The sequence below is a fragment of the Bacillus sp. ISO11 genome, from assembly GCF_003458115.1.
GTDB classification, from domain to species: Bacteria; Bacillota; Bacilli; order Bacillales; family Bacillaceae_G; genus Bacillus_A; species Bacillus_A cereus.
Window position 1 is genome coordinate 29288 of record NZ_QXCO01000030.1, and the last position, 16867, is coordinate 46154.

Genomic DNA, 16867 nt, shown 5'->3' on the forward strand with positions numbered 1-16867 from the left:
ACTATTCGCCTCTCTCTTTCGGTAGTGCAATAATAAATAACGCACCACCTAAATCCCCTTTTTCGATTGCAATACTTCCATTTAAATCTTCTACTAACTCTTTCACTTTTGCTAATCCATATCCTCGCTCTCCTCCTTCTTTCGTCGAAAAGCCTTTATAGAATATGCTAGTAATTATTTCATCATGAATCCCTTGCCCTGAATCTTCCACTTCAATTAATATTTCTTCTCCAATATCAGTTACAAACATCCTTACTCTCTTATCATTCTCTTCATTTTTTTCAATTGCTTCAAATGCATTCGTAATTAAATTTCCTAAAATAGAAACGACATAATTACTCTCAATATGTGGACTTAATTTGTCTAAACCACTTTCTCTATCTAGCATAAAATCAATCTTCAACTCTCGTGCTCTATTATAAAATCCAATTAAAATTCCACCTAGCCATGGATTTTGAATCCGCTTCATAATAAATTGAACAAAATCTTGATATACCGCTGTTTCCTTATGAATAAGCTCTAAAGCATCTTCGTATGATTCTAATTGGATAAGACCCGAAAGCGTATACAATAAATTGTTATATTCGTGCGCTTGCGCTCGTAATGCCTCTGTATATTGCTTCGTCTGAGATAATTCTGCTGTTAACTGATCCATTTCAGATTTCAAACGTAAGCTCGATACAACGCCAGTTACTTTATTCTTTACTTTAATAGGTAGACGGTTCGCAATAACAGCCTGTCCTTTTATATTTAATTGGCGATCAAACTGTTCTTCACCAGTTTGAAGTACATCTAGTATCGTTGAATTAGGAATTACATTTAAAATAAATTCCCCAATAATATTTTGTTGTTTATCTAGCGAAAGAATATCATAAGCTGCTTGATTGACTAAACTAATCATGCCATTTTTATCGATTACAATAATCCCTTCACGTACAGATTGAATCACTGTACTATGCTCTTCATATAAAGATGAAATTTCTTCTGGTTCCATACCGAACATCATTCTTTTTATACTTGCCGCTAAATATATAGAGCCGATTACTCCAATTAATAGCCCTATTATTGTAATCCAAAATACACGCTTTCCATACACCTCTACCGCTCCATGAATATCATCCATTGAAAATCCAACAGACACCACACCAATGATTTCATTTTCCTGATTACGGATTGGAACTTTTCCGCGTAATGAAGGGCCTAATGATCCAGTTGCTTTCGAAACATATGATTTTCCTTCTAATAAAACGCCTTTGTTATCTCCACCAATCATCGCTTCTCCTATTTTATCTCGCTCAGGATGTGCATATCGAATCCCCTCTTTATTTCCAACTACAATGAAGTCAGCCTCTGTATCCATTCGAATTCTTTCTGCAATCGGCTGAATAATAGAAGCTGGGTTTTCTTTTTGAAAAGCTTCCTTTATTTCAGGTATAGCAGCAACTGTTTTCGCAACATGCAAAGCCCTTTTGCCAATTTGCTCTTCTACCGTTTCAGATAATATGTAATAAAATAAATAACTCGTTAGCATAAGTACAACTAAAATAAGTGTACTAATAGTTAATGTAATTCTCGGTTGGAGTTTTAATTTTTTTAATTTCAAAACCATTCCCCTAACATGATTAAAGATAGAATTTAAAGAATATACAGTCTCTTTAATTATACTTAATCATAACACGGTTACTCTATATTTCTTTCTTTTTCTCTTCATAAAAAAAGAAACGAAGTAAAATTACTACCTCGTTTCTTAACATTCGTTATTACACTTTAAACTTACTAATCATCTCTTGTAATTCTTCTGCCATTTGTGATAAATGGACTGCTGCTGCATTTATTTCATCTACTGAAGCTAATTGTTCCTCAGAGGAACCAGCAATATTTTGAACGCTTGCTGCATTTTCTTCAATTGTAGCTGCAATTTCATTAATAGATGCACTTACTTGTTTTGCATCTACCGTCATTTGTTTTGCTACATCTACCATGTTATCAATTTGTACAACTGTATCATCCGTAGATTTCAATATTTCAGCAAAGCTTTGCTTCGTTTCATTTGCAACTACAAGTCCTGATTGTACTTCTACTCCAACTTGATTCATAGAGCTTACTGTTTCTTTTATATCAAATTGAATCTCTTTCACTAGTTTCCCAATTTCCGTAGAAGACTGTCCTGATTGTTCTGCTAGCTTTCGCACTTCATCTGCTACAATTGCAAATCCTCTTCCTTGCTCTCCAGCTCTCGCAGCCTCAATTGCCGCATTTAACGCTAATAAATTTGTCTGTTCAGCAATATGTTGAATCACTTCAAGGATTGCTCCAATTTGTTTCGACTTATCGTCTAACAAACCAATGATTTTGTCTGACTGCGAAACAGACTCATGAATTAATTGCATTTGATTCACAGTTTGTTCAACTAACTTCCCACCATTTTCAGCTTTTTTCTTCGTATACATAGAGGCTGTAGATACTAATGAAGAACTATCTGCAACACGCTGAATTCCTTCTGTAACTTCTTCTAACAATGTTGCTCCTTCTTCAACTTCTTTCGTTTGTATTTCTGCACCACTTGATACTTGCTCTATCGCCTGTGTAATTTGTTCCGTTGCTTCGCTTGTCTGCTTCATACTAGCTGTTAATTCTTCTGAAGATGCCGCTACATGACTTGCTGAAGTGTTTATATTGGAAATGACACTTTGTAACGATGCAGCCATCTCGTTAAAACTTTCTCCTAGCTGCCCAATTTCATCTTTAGAATGAACTGTAATTGACTCTGTTAAATCGCCTTCACTAATCTTTTTCGATGATATAACAAGTTGTTTTAACGGACTAATAATAGAAGCAATTATGAAGTAAATTAAAATCCCACCAATTACTAATGAAATACCAATAACAGTTATTGTTTTATAGAAAATAGGGTTAGCTGCTTCGATAATTTCTTTTGAAGGCATAATTCCTGCTATTTTCCATCCAGTTTTCTTATTCGTTTTAAAAGTGATATTGCGATCTTCACCATCTAATGAATAATAAAAATCTCCAGCTTCCTGTTTATACAATTCTTTACTAAGTTTCTCTTCTAATTTCTCTCCTGGCTTCATTTTCGGGTGCGCTACTACATTTTTATCTTGATCAAATATCGCTACATATCCTTCCTTACCGATATTAACCATCTTGGAAGTAGTAACAATATTATTAATGATTAAGTCAATCCCAAGAACTCCACTTTTATCCTCGTTTTGTTTTGCTAGTGTAATAACAATATTCCCTGTCGTTTTTGACTTATATGGAGCAGTTACAATTACCTCTCCACTTTTCTTCACGGCCTCTTTATACCAATCTCTTTCTGTAGGATTATATCCATCTGGCATCTGAATAGCTGGTGATTGAATGAACTGTCCATTACTAGATCCTGTATAGATTGCTTCCATTTCTGGATGCAGTTTATTGTATTCTTCTAGTTTATTTTGTATGTTTTGAATTTGATCTGCTTGGTAACTTGATTGTGTGAATAATTTCGTAAAATAAGTTGCATCTACTTTTTTACTATCCAATTCTTTATTAATTACATTATCCAAAATTTTTATATTATCTTTCGCCGAGTTTAAAATCGTTTCATTAAAATTCGTCTTCGCCTGTTGATAAGACGTCCAACCAATTACAATACTTGGAAGAATTAAAATGATAACAAATGACACAAGTAACTTTGTTTTTAAACTACTACTCCTTAATTTCCCTTGAAACATATTTCTACCCCTCCATACCGTTTTAAATGTAATTATCTCACATTTAATTTATTTATATAAATTACACGATTAATTGTATTAACTCTTTGTCTCTTTTTCTATTAAAGAGTTAATACATACCTTTTTCATTCTATATAAATTAAATAATTAAAACAATATATAAAAATGTATATTATTCGAAATATTATAATTCACAGAAGAACCTCCAGTATTTCACTTACTAGAGGTTCTTTCCACCTTACTATTCTTTATCTTTTTCTACTTCTTTTTTCTCATCTTCTACTACAGATACAACAGGTTTATCACTTGATAATTGTTGTACCGCTCCTTTTCCAGCAAATCCTTCTAATAGCTCTTTTAAGTCAATTCCAGAAGAAGCTTTTAACGTTTCTTGCATCGTTGCCATTAAATCAGTTGCATAACCCGCAACTTTTCCGGCGCCGCTATTTTTACCACCGCCGCCTGTATCAACAACTGTAATTTTATCAATGTTACTAAGCGGACTTGCAACTTCCTTCGCATAACTTGGAAGCATTTTAAGAACCATATCCATAATTGCCGCTTGGCCATATAACTCAAATGCCTCTGCAATTTTTTGCTTCGCTTCTGCTTCTGCTAAACCTTTTAATCTAATAACATCTGCTTCCGCCGTACCTTGTGCTTTTTGTACTTCCGCTTTCGCTTGACCTTGCGCTTTTTCGATTTCCGCCTTCGCTAAACCTTCTACACGTACTTCTTCCGCACGAGCTCTCGCTTCAGCTTCAATCTTATATTGATCCGCATCTGCCTTTTTAATTTGTTTTACTTTTTCTGCTTCCGCTGATTGCTCAACAGCATAGCGATCTGCATCTGCTTTTTTCTTAACTTCTGCATCATATTGCTTTTCACGACGCGCAATCTCTTTTTCTTCTAACTCGATTTGCTTTTCACGCTCAATGATTTTAACGCGCATTTGCTCTTCTGTAACACCTTGTTGTGCTTTCGCTTGTTGTAATTCGTAAGAAAGATCCGCATCTGCACGGGCTTGCTCTTGTTCCCTCTTATAGGACTGTACTTTTAATTCTTTATGTTTTTCAGCTTCAGCGATTTGTGCATCACGTTGATATTCTGCTTCTTTTGCCTCTTTTTCAGCACGTGCTTTTTCAATACGTGCTTCTTTTTCACGCTCTGCGTTCGCAATTGTTGCATCACGCTTAACGGTCGCAATTTGCGGCTGACCAAGCGCATCTAAGTATCCGTTTTTATCCATTATTTCTTTAATTGTGAAAGAAACAATGCGAAGTCCCATCTTCTTTAAATCTGTAGAAGCTACTTCATGTACCTTTTGAGCAAATTGCTCTCTATTACTATACGCATCCTCTACTGTCATAGAAGATAAGATTGCACGTAAGTGACCTTCTAAAACCTCTTTTGCTTCTACTTTTAACTCTTCCGTTTCTTTTCCTAAATATTGCTCAGCTGCAGTAGATACTTCTTCAATTGTAGAACCTACTTTAATAATAGAAACACCATTTACTGTAACTGGAACACCTTGCTTCGTATACGTATCACGTGTACCAACTTCTAATTTGTAGTTTAATAGGCTTAAAGGTTCTGCTCTTTGCATAATTGGAACTACGAAAGTACCGCCCCCGCGGATAATCTTAATCTTCTTTCCATCATCAGTGGTAACAACATTCTTTCCTCCACCAAGCCAGTTCCCTGTAACAATTAACGCTTCATCTGGACCAACCGTACGATACTTCGTAATGAATACTAAAATGAGTAGAATTAAAATTGCCAGTAAAACTCCACCGATAATTAATGGAATCGTCATGTAAATTCCCCCTTATAATTTTGGTTTCTTTAAAGAATAAGCGATGTTTTGTACAAGTAAAACACCATCTTGGACTCCCTCGATAATAACCTCTGTTCCTTGCGAAATATCTTTTTTTCCAACTGTTTTAGCTGGGATTGCATTACTTCCAAATTGGGATGAAATTAATACTTCACCAAATCCTTCTGTAGGAATTGTCGTAATGACTTCTCCTTTGCAACCGATAAATTCATCCATACGTTGTACGGTATTTTGCTCTGCTTCTGCAATCGGTTTTAAAATTAGTATTTTCATGATGAAAACACCGATAAAAGATATAGCAAATGCAGCCCCAAAAATAGTAATACTATTAAAGGAAAACAAATATTCTCCTATATAACTAAGCCCACATAACATGGCGAAGAAACTAAGTAATAAAGTAACAACGGATACAGCTCCGCCCCCAAAACTAAATATCGATTCAAATATATCTCCAAAGAAGATATAAATAACAGTGAGTATAGTAGCAATAATAAATCCATATAAATAAATTGTTTCAAGTGGATAACCAAACAAGACCATTTCTTATCCCCCTTTCTTAAACAATCCCTTTTTTGTTATATGTATGCCCCACCTCTTTCAAAGATTATAGTTCTTAATTTTCAGTTATTTACCTTTTAAAGAAAAGCCTGTAAGACAGGCCTCTAAAAAAGAACAGGAGAAACCTATTGTGACAGGCTCCTCCTAGAAAATAACCGATATATTATATATCTATATAATATACTATTTTCCACAAAAAGTAAAGTTAAACATACATTGGAAAGACACTTATTTTACTGATAATTTGTACGTTCCATCACCATTATCATATTTATATACATACAAGTAATACTTGCCTGGTTTTGCATTAAATTTCGCTTCTATATGATTCCCATTGGCTTGACCGTAAGCTGCATAATTTTGCATATCTGATTCATGGTGAAGTACCCATGTCATCCCAATTCCATACTCATTTAAAACAGAAATGTCGATATCTTTCGCTGATGCTACATTAAATGTATAAACATCAGTGTGGTCCCCGCCAATAAGACTGCCTTTTATCGTACTATTTAGCCCGATACGATTTGCTTCTTCTAGACGATTATTTGGTTCTGATTCTGTTAAACTTCCATCTTTAATCGTAACAGTTGTTTCGCTTCTGCTCTCTTTGCCTTTATCATCTTTTACTCTTAACGATACTTTATAAGAACCTTCTCTTTCATATACATGTACTGGATTCACTTCTGCACTTGTGCTTCCATCTCCAAATTCCCATAAATAAGAAACAATTTTTCCATCTTCATCGTTTGAGCCATCACTTTTAAATTGAATTCCCTCTTTTACAAGACCGCTATAAGGGCCATTTATATTAACCGTTGGAGCTTTATTTTCTCCATCATCTTTTGCGATTCCATGGAAGACTACATCATATTCAAATTCATTTGAACTATTCACACGATAATTGACGAAGTATGCTGTAACAGTTTTGTAGCCACTCCATTCTTTTTGCGCCAATTGTTCTAAAGATTCATTTACTCTTTTACTCATTGCTTTCCAATCTTCTGATTCACCTTTTGTGACACTACCTGTATACGTACCTTCTAATGTAAATGTATTAAAGAATTGAGAATTATGTTTTGTCATTTTTGTATCTTTCATAGGCAACGTATCACTAATTTCTTTTTTCACTTCAGTTAACGATTTTGGTGCATGTTCAGCTAAATAATCATCTGCTACTTCCGGTACATTATATTTATCTTGATTATCAATTAACTGCTGCATATACTCTTGATACTCTTTATTTAACTTAGGATCTTTACTTAGATTTTCACGATATGCATCATAATTTTTCACGTCATTCGCACGAATCAAATCTTGAATTTTATCAAATGTTTCAAACTGATGCGTATATAAGTAAGACTGCAATGCGAACGAGTAATTATAGAAATCCCAAGAACCGTATTTAGCAAATAGTGTACGCTCTGCTGTATAACGGCTTGCAGGATCAGATGATAATCCGCTAATTATACTCTTTCTTGGTACAACGTTATTCGTACGAGTAGATCCTGCGAAAAACTCTGCATTTCCTTCTTGAAACCAAGTTAGCCTTTCATTTTGATACATATCTCCTCTTCCAAATAAACCAGGAACTTCATATCTCCCTTGCAGATAATGAGTAAATTCATGACGGAATAACTCTTCTAAACTATAAATACTTTGCTCTGGTGTACGCTCATATGTAAAGAATGTACCTGTCTCTTCAATATAAATTCCACCGTTGTTTGTTTCATATCCATACAATTGTCTATTTAACTGATATTCATCTGGACTATTATAAATTACGATCGTTAATACATCATCCGCATTTCCTGGCTCTAACGCTTTGTCATTTCCAATTACACGGTGATACTGTGCCTTTACTTCCTTCGCAGCCCAATATAGTCTCTTAATTTTTTCTTCTGATACTTTATCTCCTGTTTTGAACACAATTGATCCATCGTCGAATGTATACGTTTTTGGTAAGTATTGCTCTTTTCCTTCTTTACGTATTTTCTCTAAATCTACTGTATTCCCGCTATAATCTTTACCATTATAATTTGTTGTAATTTGTTCTACCGCAACAAAATACGGTTCACTTAAGCGCGGGTACATATGCATTGCTTGTGTAACAACCTCTAATCCTTTATTTGGATTACTATGAAACTTCCCTAAACGGCTAGCAAAATAAATGCCATTATTAACGAGCCATTTATTTTCTGGCGTTACTTCATTTAGAAGAGCAATACGATTTATTTCATTAATAAACCCATCTACTTTTCCATACCACATCGTTTCATTCGCTTCTTTACGAGCTTCAGTTAAGTACGACTGTATATCATAGTCAATACCTTGCATGATATCGTATATTGCTTGTCCCTTCATTCGATCATTTACATAAGTAGTATAATTATCATTGTATTGCTTTAAAATATTCGATGCGTATTGAACCGTTTCAACATCGCTTGAAGCATTACTAATTAATTTACCGTATGCAGATACGACTGTATCTTGTTCAACTGTACCAAGCTTAAAGTTTGGATTGTTTGCGATTGCTTTTAAAGCAGGTAAACATTTATCCTGGAAGCTTCTTTCATTTAAGTCGCTTAATTCACTATTATAAAATGCAAGATAAAAAGCTGAACGCAGCACTTCAGTAAACGTTTGAATTCCTTTTGAATCATCTTTTGTAAATGTACTACCTCTATGAGCTAATTCATCTATAATGACTTGCATTTTTCCTTTATCTTTATAAAAAGCCTTTGCATCTTCATTAAACTGGAATAAGTCTGTAATTTGGTGCCACTTAATACTGCCTAACGTTTCAACTAATTCTCGATCATTCATTTTGTTTAAATCAGCCATTGAATAGCTTTCTTTAACTTGCTTTACTGCAGTTTTCTTCGTAATAGATGCTGGTCGCTGTGAAAAATCTCCTACTTTTAAACGTTCTTGAAATGATAAAGTTTCATCAACTTTTGAAATATGTCCAACTTCATCTACCGACTTTTCAATTCCAACCGGTTTCGTTTTCAACACGTTATACGGTACTTTTTCTTCCGCTGCTGCATGAGTTTGAAGTGCGCCTAACGATAAAGCCATTGTACTAATGCTAAGCATCACTTTATTGATCTTTGATTTCTTGTTCATATCCTTGCCCCCTATTTTAATATTCCATTCAAGAATTTAACATAAAATCTGGATGTAACAATATAAAATGCAATATTTCATATTATTTCTTCCTATAATTTGTACATATCGTGAACACATTGCTCTTTACCTCCCTAAAACAAATTGCATCCTTTCACATTATAAAAAGGTAATTTTTTGACAATTAAAAACTTAATTGTTATGATTATTATAATTGTTAACTTTATTAAATAAGGGTGGGATTCTATGATAAAAAAAGAAAACAGTGTATTTTATATCTCCTTCTTGCTAACAACATTATTCATTATATGGGGAATTACCCCAGCAAGTTGGATACAAGGCTACGATTTACAAAGTGTTACATCTTCTTTAAACTCATTTATCCTCAATAAATTTGGGTGGTTTTACTCTCTACTTATGACTACAATGATTATTTTGGCTGTTTATTTAGCATTTTCTAAGTACGGTTCTATTCGTCTTGGTAAAGATGGAGAAAAGCCAAAATATAATTATCCATCTTGGCTATCCATGTTGTTTGGGGCAGGAATGGGAATTGGACTCCTCTTTTATGGAATCGCTGAACCGATTTCACATTTTACAGATCCATTAACAGGAAAAGCGGGGACAGAGGAAAGTGCCAAACTCGCTATGCAATATTCATTTTTCCACTGGGGACTCTTTCCGTGGTCACTATACGCAATGGTCGCTTTAACAATTGCATATTTCACATTCCGCAAACAAAAAGGTAGCACTATCGGGGCTACAGTTACTCCATTATTTAATCGATCGAAAAATTCTCGTATCGGAAAAACAGTTGATATTCTAGCTGTTTTAGCCACAGTATTTGGCATTGTGCCATCTGTTGGGATTGGTGCTCAACAAATTGCTGGAGGATTAAGCTATTTATTCCCTTCCATTCATAACACTTTACTTACTCAGCTCGTACTTATAGCTATCTTCGCTGTTTTATATTTAACGAGTGCACAAACTGGCTTAGATCGTGGGATTAAATATTTGAGTAACTTGAATTTCTCTCTTGCAGGTATTTTACTCATCTCTTTCTTACTTTTAGGACCAACTGTATTTATTATGAAATATTTCACATCTACACTCGGTTCTTATATCGGCGCTTTACCTAGTATGGGATTAAATTTAGGAGCATTTAATGAAAAATCTTCTTCTTGGATTGAAAACTGGACTATTTTCTATTGGGGATGGTGGATTTCTTGGTCTCCATTCGTCGGTACATTCATCGCTCGTATTTCTAAAGGGCGCACAATAAAAGAATTTATTTTTGGAGTTGTATTAGTCCCGACTCTTATCTGTACATTTTGGTTTGCAGTATTTGGTGGTACCGCAATCCATATGGAAATGTTCCAATCGCTTGGAATAGCTGATGAAATTGCAAAAAATGGTACAGAGATTGGATTATTTGCTGTTATTTCACACCTACCATTCTCTACATTTTTAACGATTATCGGGTTGATTCTAGTAGCCACATTTTTCGTTACTTCTGCCGATTCAGCAACATTTGTCGTTTCCATGCAAACGAGTAACGGAAGCTTATCACCGAAAAATAGTTTAAAACTTATATGGGGATTAACAATCGCGATAATTGCCGCTATTTTATTACAAGCTGGAGGATTAAATGCACTACAAATCGCAGCTATAATTGCTGCGCTACCATTTTCTATTGTAGTCGTTCTTATGGTTACTTCACTCTTTAAAGAGCTACGAAAAGAAGATGTTAATTTGCAAACGAAAGAAGTGCCGAAAAAAATAAAAAAGGTTATGTAACGATTGGCGCCTCAAATCACTTCTAAATCCGTAATAAAACCCATTCATATGAAATATCATTTTCATATGAATGGGTTTTTCACTCTATTATATAGTGTTGTAAACATGCTTTTTCCTCAAAACCTACTTTCTTGTACAATTTCATCGCACGATCATTATTCGTATTCAAACATAGTACTATCTCTCTCATCCCTTGGAAGGAGAAAATATACTGAATTGCCCCTTGTAATATCCGCTCTCCGACACCTTTTCTTCTACTATTTTCAGCGGTTGCAATAAATTCAATATTCGCTTCATGAAACTCCGGATTTACTTCAACATATACATAACCTTCTAACTTACCATTCTTCATACTTACAAATAATTTATTCGTATCACTTAAACGTTCAATGATTTCATTTCCTTCATAATATGTATTAGGAAAAATATTATTATGTAAAACAATAAACTGCTCAAATACTTGTTGAGATGCTTCCTCTACTTGATTTATTGTACATTGCTCCACATTAGTTTTCTTTAAAATTAAAACGCTATGTTTCTCTTGTTTTTTAGCTTGTAAATATTTCATAAAGTCGATGCCATTACTATTTTTCACGTGATAAAATCCATGAAACTTTTGAATATGAAGTGGAATTTTCTCGATAAGTTTCTTCCACATACTTAAAGCAATCTCTCCCCAATTCGAAGCTATAATAAAAGGCCCCCAAATCTCCGCACTTTCGCTTACCTTATCTATATCAAATCCTAATACACCTACAATTTCATTATTATCATTATAAGAAACGACAAAAGACTTCTCCCACCCTATATCAGAAAAACCATGAAGAATAGCGTCCAATATTTCTTCATGATTTTCCCCGCAATAACCAACATGCTGCGTAATATCTTTATTCATCATCGAAATAAATTCTGTAGCTTCTTCGATCTTTGAAATAGAATTAATATGCATAACTTCCCCTCCTTTTCTAATACACTTAGACAATCACTAGTAATATCCTTCTCTAGTAAAAAAAGACATCATCATATGCATGTTTCAAAAAAAACCGCCATGATAATGTCTTCTCAAAAAAGCAAAAATTAATTATATATAATAATAAGATTAAACGTTATTTATTTCTTAAATAATCTCTTTCTAAATACGAACATACTTAGTGCGGAAAGAACAAGTGTTATGCCAGAAAGTAAAGTCGAAGTGCTAGCTTCACCGCCTGTTGATGGTAAAAATTTCTTACCTTCCTCTGGCTTATTAGTATGTTGTTTATTTAAAGTGTCTGCTTTTCTTCCCTCGTTTTCAACAACTTGATTATTCCCTTTTGGCTCTTGATCCAATCCTGTTGCTGATTCTTTTACTTCTTTCTTTGGTTCTTTCGCTTCTTCAACTTCTTTTGTTGGCTCTTTTTCTTCTTCTTTTGTACCTTCAACTTCTTTTACCGGCTCTTTCACTTCTTCTTTTGTTTCTTCAACTTCTTTTACTGGTTCTTTCACTTCTTCTTTTGTTTCTTCAACTTCTTTTACCGGCTCTTTTTCTTCTTCTTTCGATTCTTCAACTTCTTTTACTGGTTCTTTCACTTCTTCTTTTGTTTCTTCAACTTCTTTTACCGGTTCTTTCACTTCTTCTTTTGTTCCTTCAACTTCTTTTACCGGTTCTTTCACTTCTTCTTTCGATCCTTCAACTTCTTTTACCGGTTCCTTCACTTCTTCTTTCGATCCTTCAACTTCTTTTACCGGTTCCTTCACTTCTTCTTTCGATCCTTCAACTTCTTTTATCGGTTCTTTCACTTCTTCTTTTGTTTCTTCAACTTCTTTTACCGGCTCTTTTTCTTCTTCTTTTGTTTCTTCAACTTCTTTTACCAGCTCTTTTTCTTCTTCTTTTGTTTCTTCAACTTCTTTTACCGGCTCTTTTTCTTCTTCTTTTGTTTCTTCAACTTCTTTTACTGGTTCTTTCACTTCTTCTTTTTCAATTATATTTTGAATTACCGTTCCGTTAAACCTTATGCTAATTTCATCAGAATCTAAATCAAATTTATACACCTTTTCACCTGGGGTATTCCATTTTATTACTCCGTTATTAAACGTCCCTCCCTCACTTGCCAATTGAATATTTTCAATACTTTCTCCTTCTAAATCATATACAGGAACTTGAATTTCTTCGTTTATTTTTGCATTATTTAAAATGATATTTTGTCTTCCAACATCAATTGTAAACCACTGACCTAATTGTATTAACGGCCTTACATCACGAATCTCATTCCCAGCTAAATTTAAGCTAAATAAGTTTAGCATGGAACCAATAACCGTTACATCTTTAATATGATTGTCCGCAAGATTTAACCACTGTAAATTTTCCAATGAAGATAATGGTGTTATATCTTCAATTTGATTATGAGATACATTCACATTATTCAATTGTTTCAAGTTTGAGATGAACTCAATATTTTTCAGACCTACTCCTTCTAAAGTGAGTTTTTCTAAGTTCGTCATGTATTCTAAACCTGTTATATCTTTTATCTCATTTCCTTTTTCTTTAAGTATCTCTAATTTTTTAATCTGTAATAAATCTTCTTTTGTGATAAGAGCGTTTAAATTCTCTCTACCTAAATTCTCTTTATTAATATGTTGTTGTAAAGTTTTATCGAGAATTACATTTTGACTTTCTTTTTGTTTTTCAACTATATTCTGTATAACCGTACCATTAAATCTTATTTTACTTTCAGTAGAATTAGTATCTAGTTTAAATTCATATATTTTTTCTCCAGGACTATTCCATTTTATAAATCCGTTATTCAGAGTAGCCCCTTCACTTTGCAAATTAATATTTTGAAGTGGCTCTCCTTTAAGGTTGTATACTGGGATTTTTATTTCTTCATCTAAGCTTCCTTCATTTAAAAAGATTTTTTGTCTTTGAATATCAATTGAAATTCGCTTACCTAATTCCTCAACAGGCCTTACGTCAAAAATTTCATTTGCTCCAAGATTTATCTCATGTAAATTTGTTAAAGTGCTCAACGGCGATATATCAGAGATATAATTCTCTTCTAAATTCAGCACTTGTAAATTTCCTAATTGCGATAATGATGATATATCTTTTATTTCACTATCAGAAATTTCTAGTTTAATAAGATTACTCATTTTACTAATAGATTCAACATTATTAATTTTATTGTTCCCTATCCATAATAATTCCACATTATTTAATCGATCAATTCCCGTAAGATCACTGATTTGATTATTTGCTAAGTATAATTGTTTCATAGTTGATACTGTAAATAATGGCTGGATATCTTTAATGTTATTACCGATTAAATCTAATGTTTTAATTTTTTTCATTTTACTTAATGGTGTAAGATCAGAAATTTTATTATCTCTTAAAAAAAGCATATTAATATTCTCTAACTGCTCAATTGGGTGAATACTTTCAATTGAATTAGACGTTAAATCAACGTACTTCAAACCTCTCAACTTCGAGATGGCTGATATGTCTTTTACATTAGACTCTCGTAACGTCAACTTCTCTAAGTTTGTCATATACTCTAAACCAGTTATTTTATTTATTCCTTTACCTGAATAAATGGATAACGTTTTAATTTGTAATAAATCTTTCTTTGTGATTGGCGCATCTACATTATCTCTATTTAAGTTATATTTATTAATATATTTTTGTAATTGCTTATCTAATATTACATTTCCGTTTTCATCTTGTTGCTCCTCTTTATTTTCCTTTTGTTTTTCTGGAACATTGTTCTCTAAATTCAATGTATTTACTTCAAACTGTACTTGATACTTATTGTCATAGGCCATCGTTGGAATATAAATATGCATTTGCATATTGTATCTTTTTCCTAATTCTCCAACTTCAAATTGAATAACCTTCGTCCCATTTTTCTTTTTGTCTTCTGATATGACCTTTACATCATGAAACACACCTGGAGTGTGAATATCCTCTGTCTTCAAGTATTGAAAGAAATCACTATCACTTAACGTTGCTGTTACAATTTTCTTTCCATTCTCAATTGTTAATTTCGGATCCTTTATATAAACAGCTGCCATAGACTCTTCATTCGTTTTATCTTTATACGCTTTAATAACAGCGTCATATGTACCATCTTCTAAACCTTGTCCCGTTTTATTCGCCTCAATTGCTACTGCCGCTAAAGCAGGTGTTGAATAAACAGCAAACGGAAGTGATAACGCCGCCGCTATAATCATTGCATTTATACGTTTTCTTTTATTTTGTTTCAATTTTACATCTCCTCCGAAATATATAATTCGAAATGTAATCATTTCTCGAATAAACGATAATGATTTTCATTATCATTGTCAACTAGAAAAATAAAAAGTTTACAAAAAAAGAACCTCTTTAAAAGAGGTTATGCCATTTTCTCACCTGATTCTTCTCTAAAAAAGCTTTTCATCGCATGAAATACGTCTGCTTTTTGCTTTAAAATATAGTATCTAAAGTTTTCATCTTTAATATTTTTATAGGCTGACATGAGTGTACTATGGCGGTTGTACTGATTCACTTCCCCATACCCAAACATATTACACTTCTTCATTAGCTCTTCAACAAGTTTTACACATCTAGCATTATCTGATGTTAAATTATCACCATCTGAAAAATGGAATGGATAAATATTATAGCGGTCTGGTGAATATTTATTATCGATAAGTTCGAGTGCTTTTTTGTATACAGAAGAACAAATCGTTCCGCCACTTTCTCCTTTTGAGAAAAACTCTTCCTCTGGAACTACTTTTGCCTCCGTATGATGGGCAATAAATTCAATATCTACTGTTTCATACTTTGTGCGTAAAAATCTTGTCATCCAGAAAAAGAAGCTACGTGCCATATATTTCTCCCATATTCCCATCGATCCACTCGTATCCATCATCGCTAATACAACAGCTTTTGAATCTGGCTTTAATACTTCATTCCAAGTGCGGAACTTTAAGTCTTCTTGGTGAATTGGATGAAAAGATGCTTTACCACTCATTGCATTTCGTTTATATGCGGATATCATTGTTCTTTTCTTATCGATATTTCCCCATAATCCTGTTTTTCTAATGTCATTAAATTCAACATGTTCAATCCGGTTTTCATCCATTTCTTTTCTCTTTAAATTAGGCAGTTCTAACTCTCTGAAAAACGCTTGCTCTAATTCTAAAATAGAGACTTCAGCTTCATAGTAATCTTCCCCAGCTGCATCTCCTGCTCCTTGCCCTTTTCCTGGCCCTTTTTGTTTTTGACCACCTGATCCATCTCTCGCAACGACATCACCAACTTTGCTGTCACCGTTTCCTTGCCCAACATGTTTATTTTTATCATAATTGTATCTAATCTTATATTCATCTAGAGAACGAATTGGTATTTTTACAACATCCTTGCCATTAGACATAACTATACTTTCTTCTGTTACAAGATCGGGTAAATTATTCTTAATTGCCTCTTGTACTTTTTCTTGATGGCGCTGTTGGTCGTCATATCCTTTGCGATGGAGGGACCAGTTTTCCTGTGAAATCGTATAATTTGGTTGATTTTCTTCGCCCATTCCTTTCCCTCCTTACTGTAATTGTCTTCCTGTATGAACAGCAATCTATAAATTTTGTTCTGTAATGTGCAAGCTAGAATGTTTGAAAGGTAACTGCCCACAGAAAATCATCCCATAAACATTTATAACGTTTTTCATACAATACCCCGAGCATCCTAAACAAAATTTTGCCACTCACATAATAGAAAGAAATATTCAGCCACTGATAAGAAAGAAACACAATGCATTGTTGCACATATTTTTACTTTGCAACATATTGTATTGTGTTG

General features: G+C 33.5%; 9 protein-coding genes and 1 pseudogene. 1 reads left to right on the forward strand and 9 read right to left on the reverse strand.

What is annotated here, in order from left to right:
- Position 1: 1 nt before the first annotated feature.
- The 6 genes and pseudogenes from D1166_RS24430 to colA all read right to left on the reverse strand — a co-directional run bounded on the left by D1166_RS24430 (position 2) and on the right by colA (position 9258).
- Positions 2-1609, reverse strand: a complete 1608-nt coding sequence (locus D1166_RS24430; RefSeq protein WP_002060713.1) for an ATP-binding protein — start codon at positions 1607-1609, stop codon at positions 2-4.
- 151 nt (positions 1610-1760) lie between these two features.
- Complete coding sequence (locus D1166_RS32420; protein ID WP_372584125.1) at positions 1761-2708, reverse strand: methyl-accepting chemotaxis protein; 948 nt, start codon at positions 2706-2708, stop codon at positions 1761-1763.
- A pseudogene (locus tag D1166_RS32425) lies at positions 2703-3737 on the reverse strand (HAMP domain-containing protein); the annotation flags it as partial. The pseudogene D1166_RS32425 and the gene D1166_RS32420, both read right to left, overlap by 6 nt.
- 241 nt (positions 3738-3978) lie before the next feature.
- Positions 3979-5553 carry a flotillin family protein gene (locus tag D1166_RS24440; protein WP_000155019.1) on the reverse strand — a complete coding sequence of 525 codons (1575 nt, stop codon included), beginning with the start codon at positions 5551-5553 and terminating at the stop codon, positions 3979-3981.
- Between the two features lie 12 nt (positions 5554-5565).
- A complete protein-coding gene (locus D1166_RS24445; RefSeq protein WP_000242433.1) occupies positions 5566-6114 on the reverse strand; it encodes an NfeD family protein in 549 nt (182 codons plus the stop codon).
- Between the two features lie 246 nt (positions 6115-6360).
- Positions 6361-9258, reverse strand: a complete 2898-nt coding sequence (gene colA, locus D1166_RS24450) for a collagenase ColA (RefSeq protein WP_001036424.1) — start codon at positions 9256-9258, stop codon at positions 6361-6363.
- 246 nt (positions 9259-9504) lie between these two features.
- Between colA and opuD the strand changes: the two genes are divergently transcribed.
- Positions 9505-11055: a glycine betaine transporter OpuD gene (gene opuD, locus D1166_RS24455; RefSeq protein ID WP_000591579.1), complete on the forward strand. Its 1551-nt coding sequence runs from the start codon at positions 9505-9507 to the stop codon at positions 11053-11055.
- A gap of 79 nt (positions 11056-11134) precedes the next feature.
- Here opuD and D1166_RS24460 read toward each other — a convergent pair whose 3' ends face one another.
- The 3 genes from D1166_RS24460 to yhbH form a co-directional block, all read right to left on the reverse strand.
- Positions 11135-12004, reverse strand: a complete 870-nt coding sequence (locus tag D1166_RS24460) for a GNAT family N-acetyltransferase (protein ID WP_000547924.1) — start codon at positions 12002-12004, stop codon at positions 11135-11137.
- Positions 12005-12165: 161 nt separating this feature from the next.
- Positions 12166-15294: an NEAT domain-containing protein gene (locus D1166_RS24465; protein ID WP_118043446.1), complete on the reverse strand. Its 3129-nt coding sequence runs from the start codon at positions 15292-15294 to the stop codon at positions 12166-12168.
- A gap of 128 nt (positions 15295-15422) precedes the next feature.
- The gene (gene yhbH, locus D1166_RS24470; protein ID WP_000503518.1) at positions 15423-16598 is read right to left on the reverse strand and encodes a sporulation protein YhbH; all 1176 of its coding nucleotides are present in this window, start codon (positions 16596-16598) and stop codon (positions 15423-15425) included.
- Positions 16599-16867 lie beyond the last annotated feature (269 nt).

What these genes read in the sequence shown, in the direction of transcription:
- D1166_RS24430 (WP_002060713.1), bottom strand. Translation starts at nt 1,609, where the DNA reads ATGGTTTTGAAATTAAAAAAATTAAAACTCCAACCGAGAATTACATTA.
- D1166_RS32420 (WP_372584125.1), bottom strand. Translation starts at nt 2,708, where the DNA reads ATGGCTGCATCGTTACAAAGTGTCATTTCCAATATAAACACTTCAGCA.
- D1166_RS24440 (WP_000155019.1), bottom strand. Translation starts at nt 5,553, where the DNA reads ATGACGATTCCATTAATTATCGGTGGAGTTTTACTGGCAATTTTAATT.
- D1166_RS24445 (WP_000242433.1), bottom strand. Translation starts at nt 6,114, where the DNA reads ATGGTCTTGTTTGGTTATCCACTTGAAACAATTTATTTATATGGATTT.
- colA (WP_001036424.1), bottom strand. Translation starts at nt 9,258, where the DNA reads ATGAACAAGAAATCAAAGATCAATAAAGTGATGCTTAGCATTAGTACA.
- opuD (WP_000591579.1), top strand. Translation starts at nt 9,505, where the DNA reads ATGATAAAAAAAGAAAACAGTGTATTTTATATCTCCTTCTTGCTAACA.
- D1166_RS24460 (WP_000547924.1), bottom strand. Translation starts at nt 12,004, where the DNA reads ATGCATATTAATTCTATTTCAAAGATCGAAGAAGCTACAGAATTTATT.
- yhbH (WP_000503518.1), bottom strand. Translation starts at nt 16,598, where the DNA reads ATGGGCGAAGAAAATCAACCAAATTATACGATTTCACAGGAAAACTGG.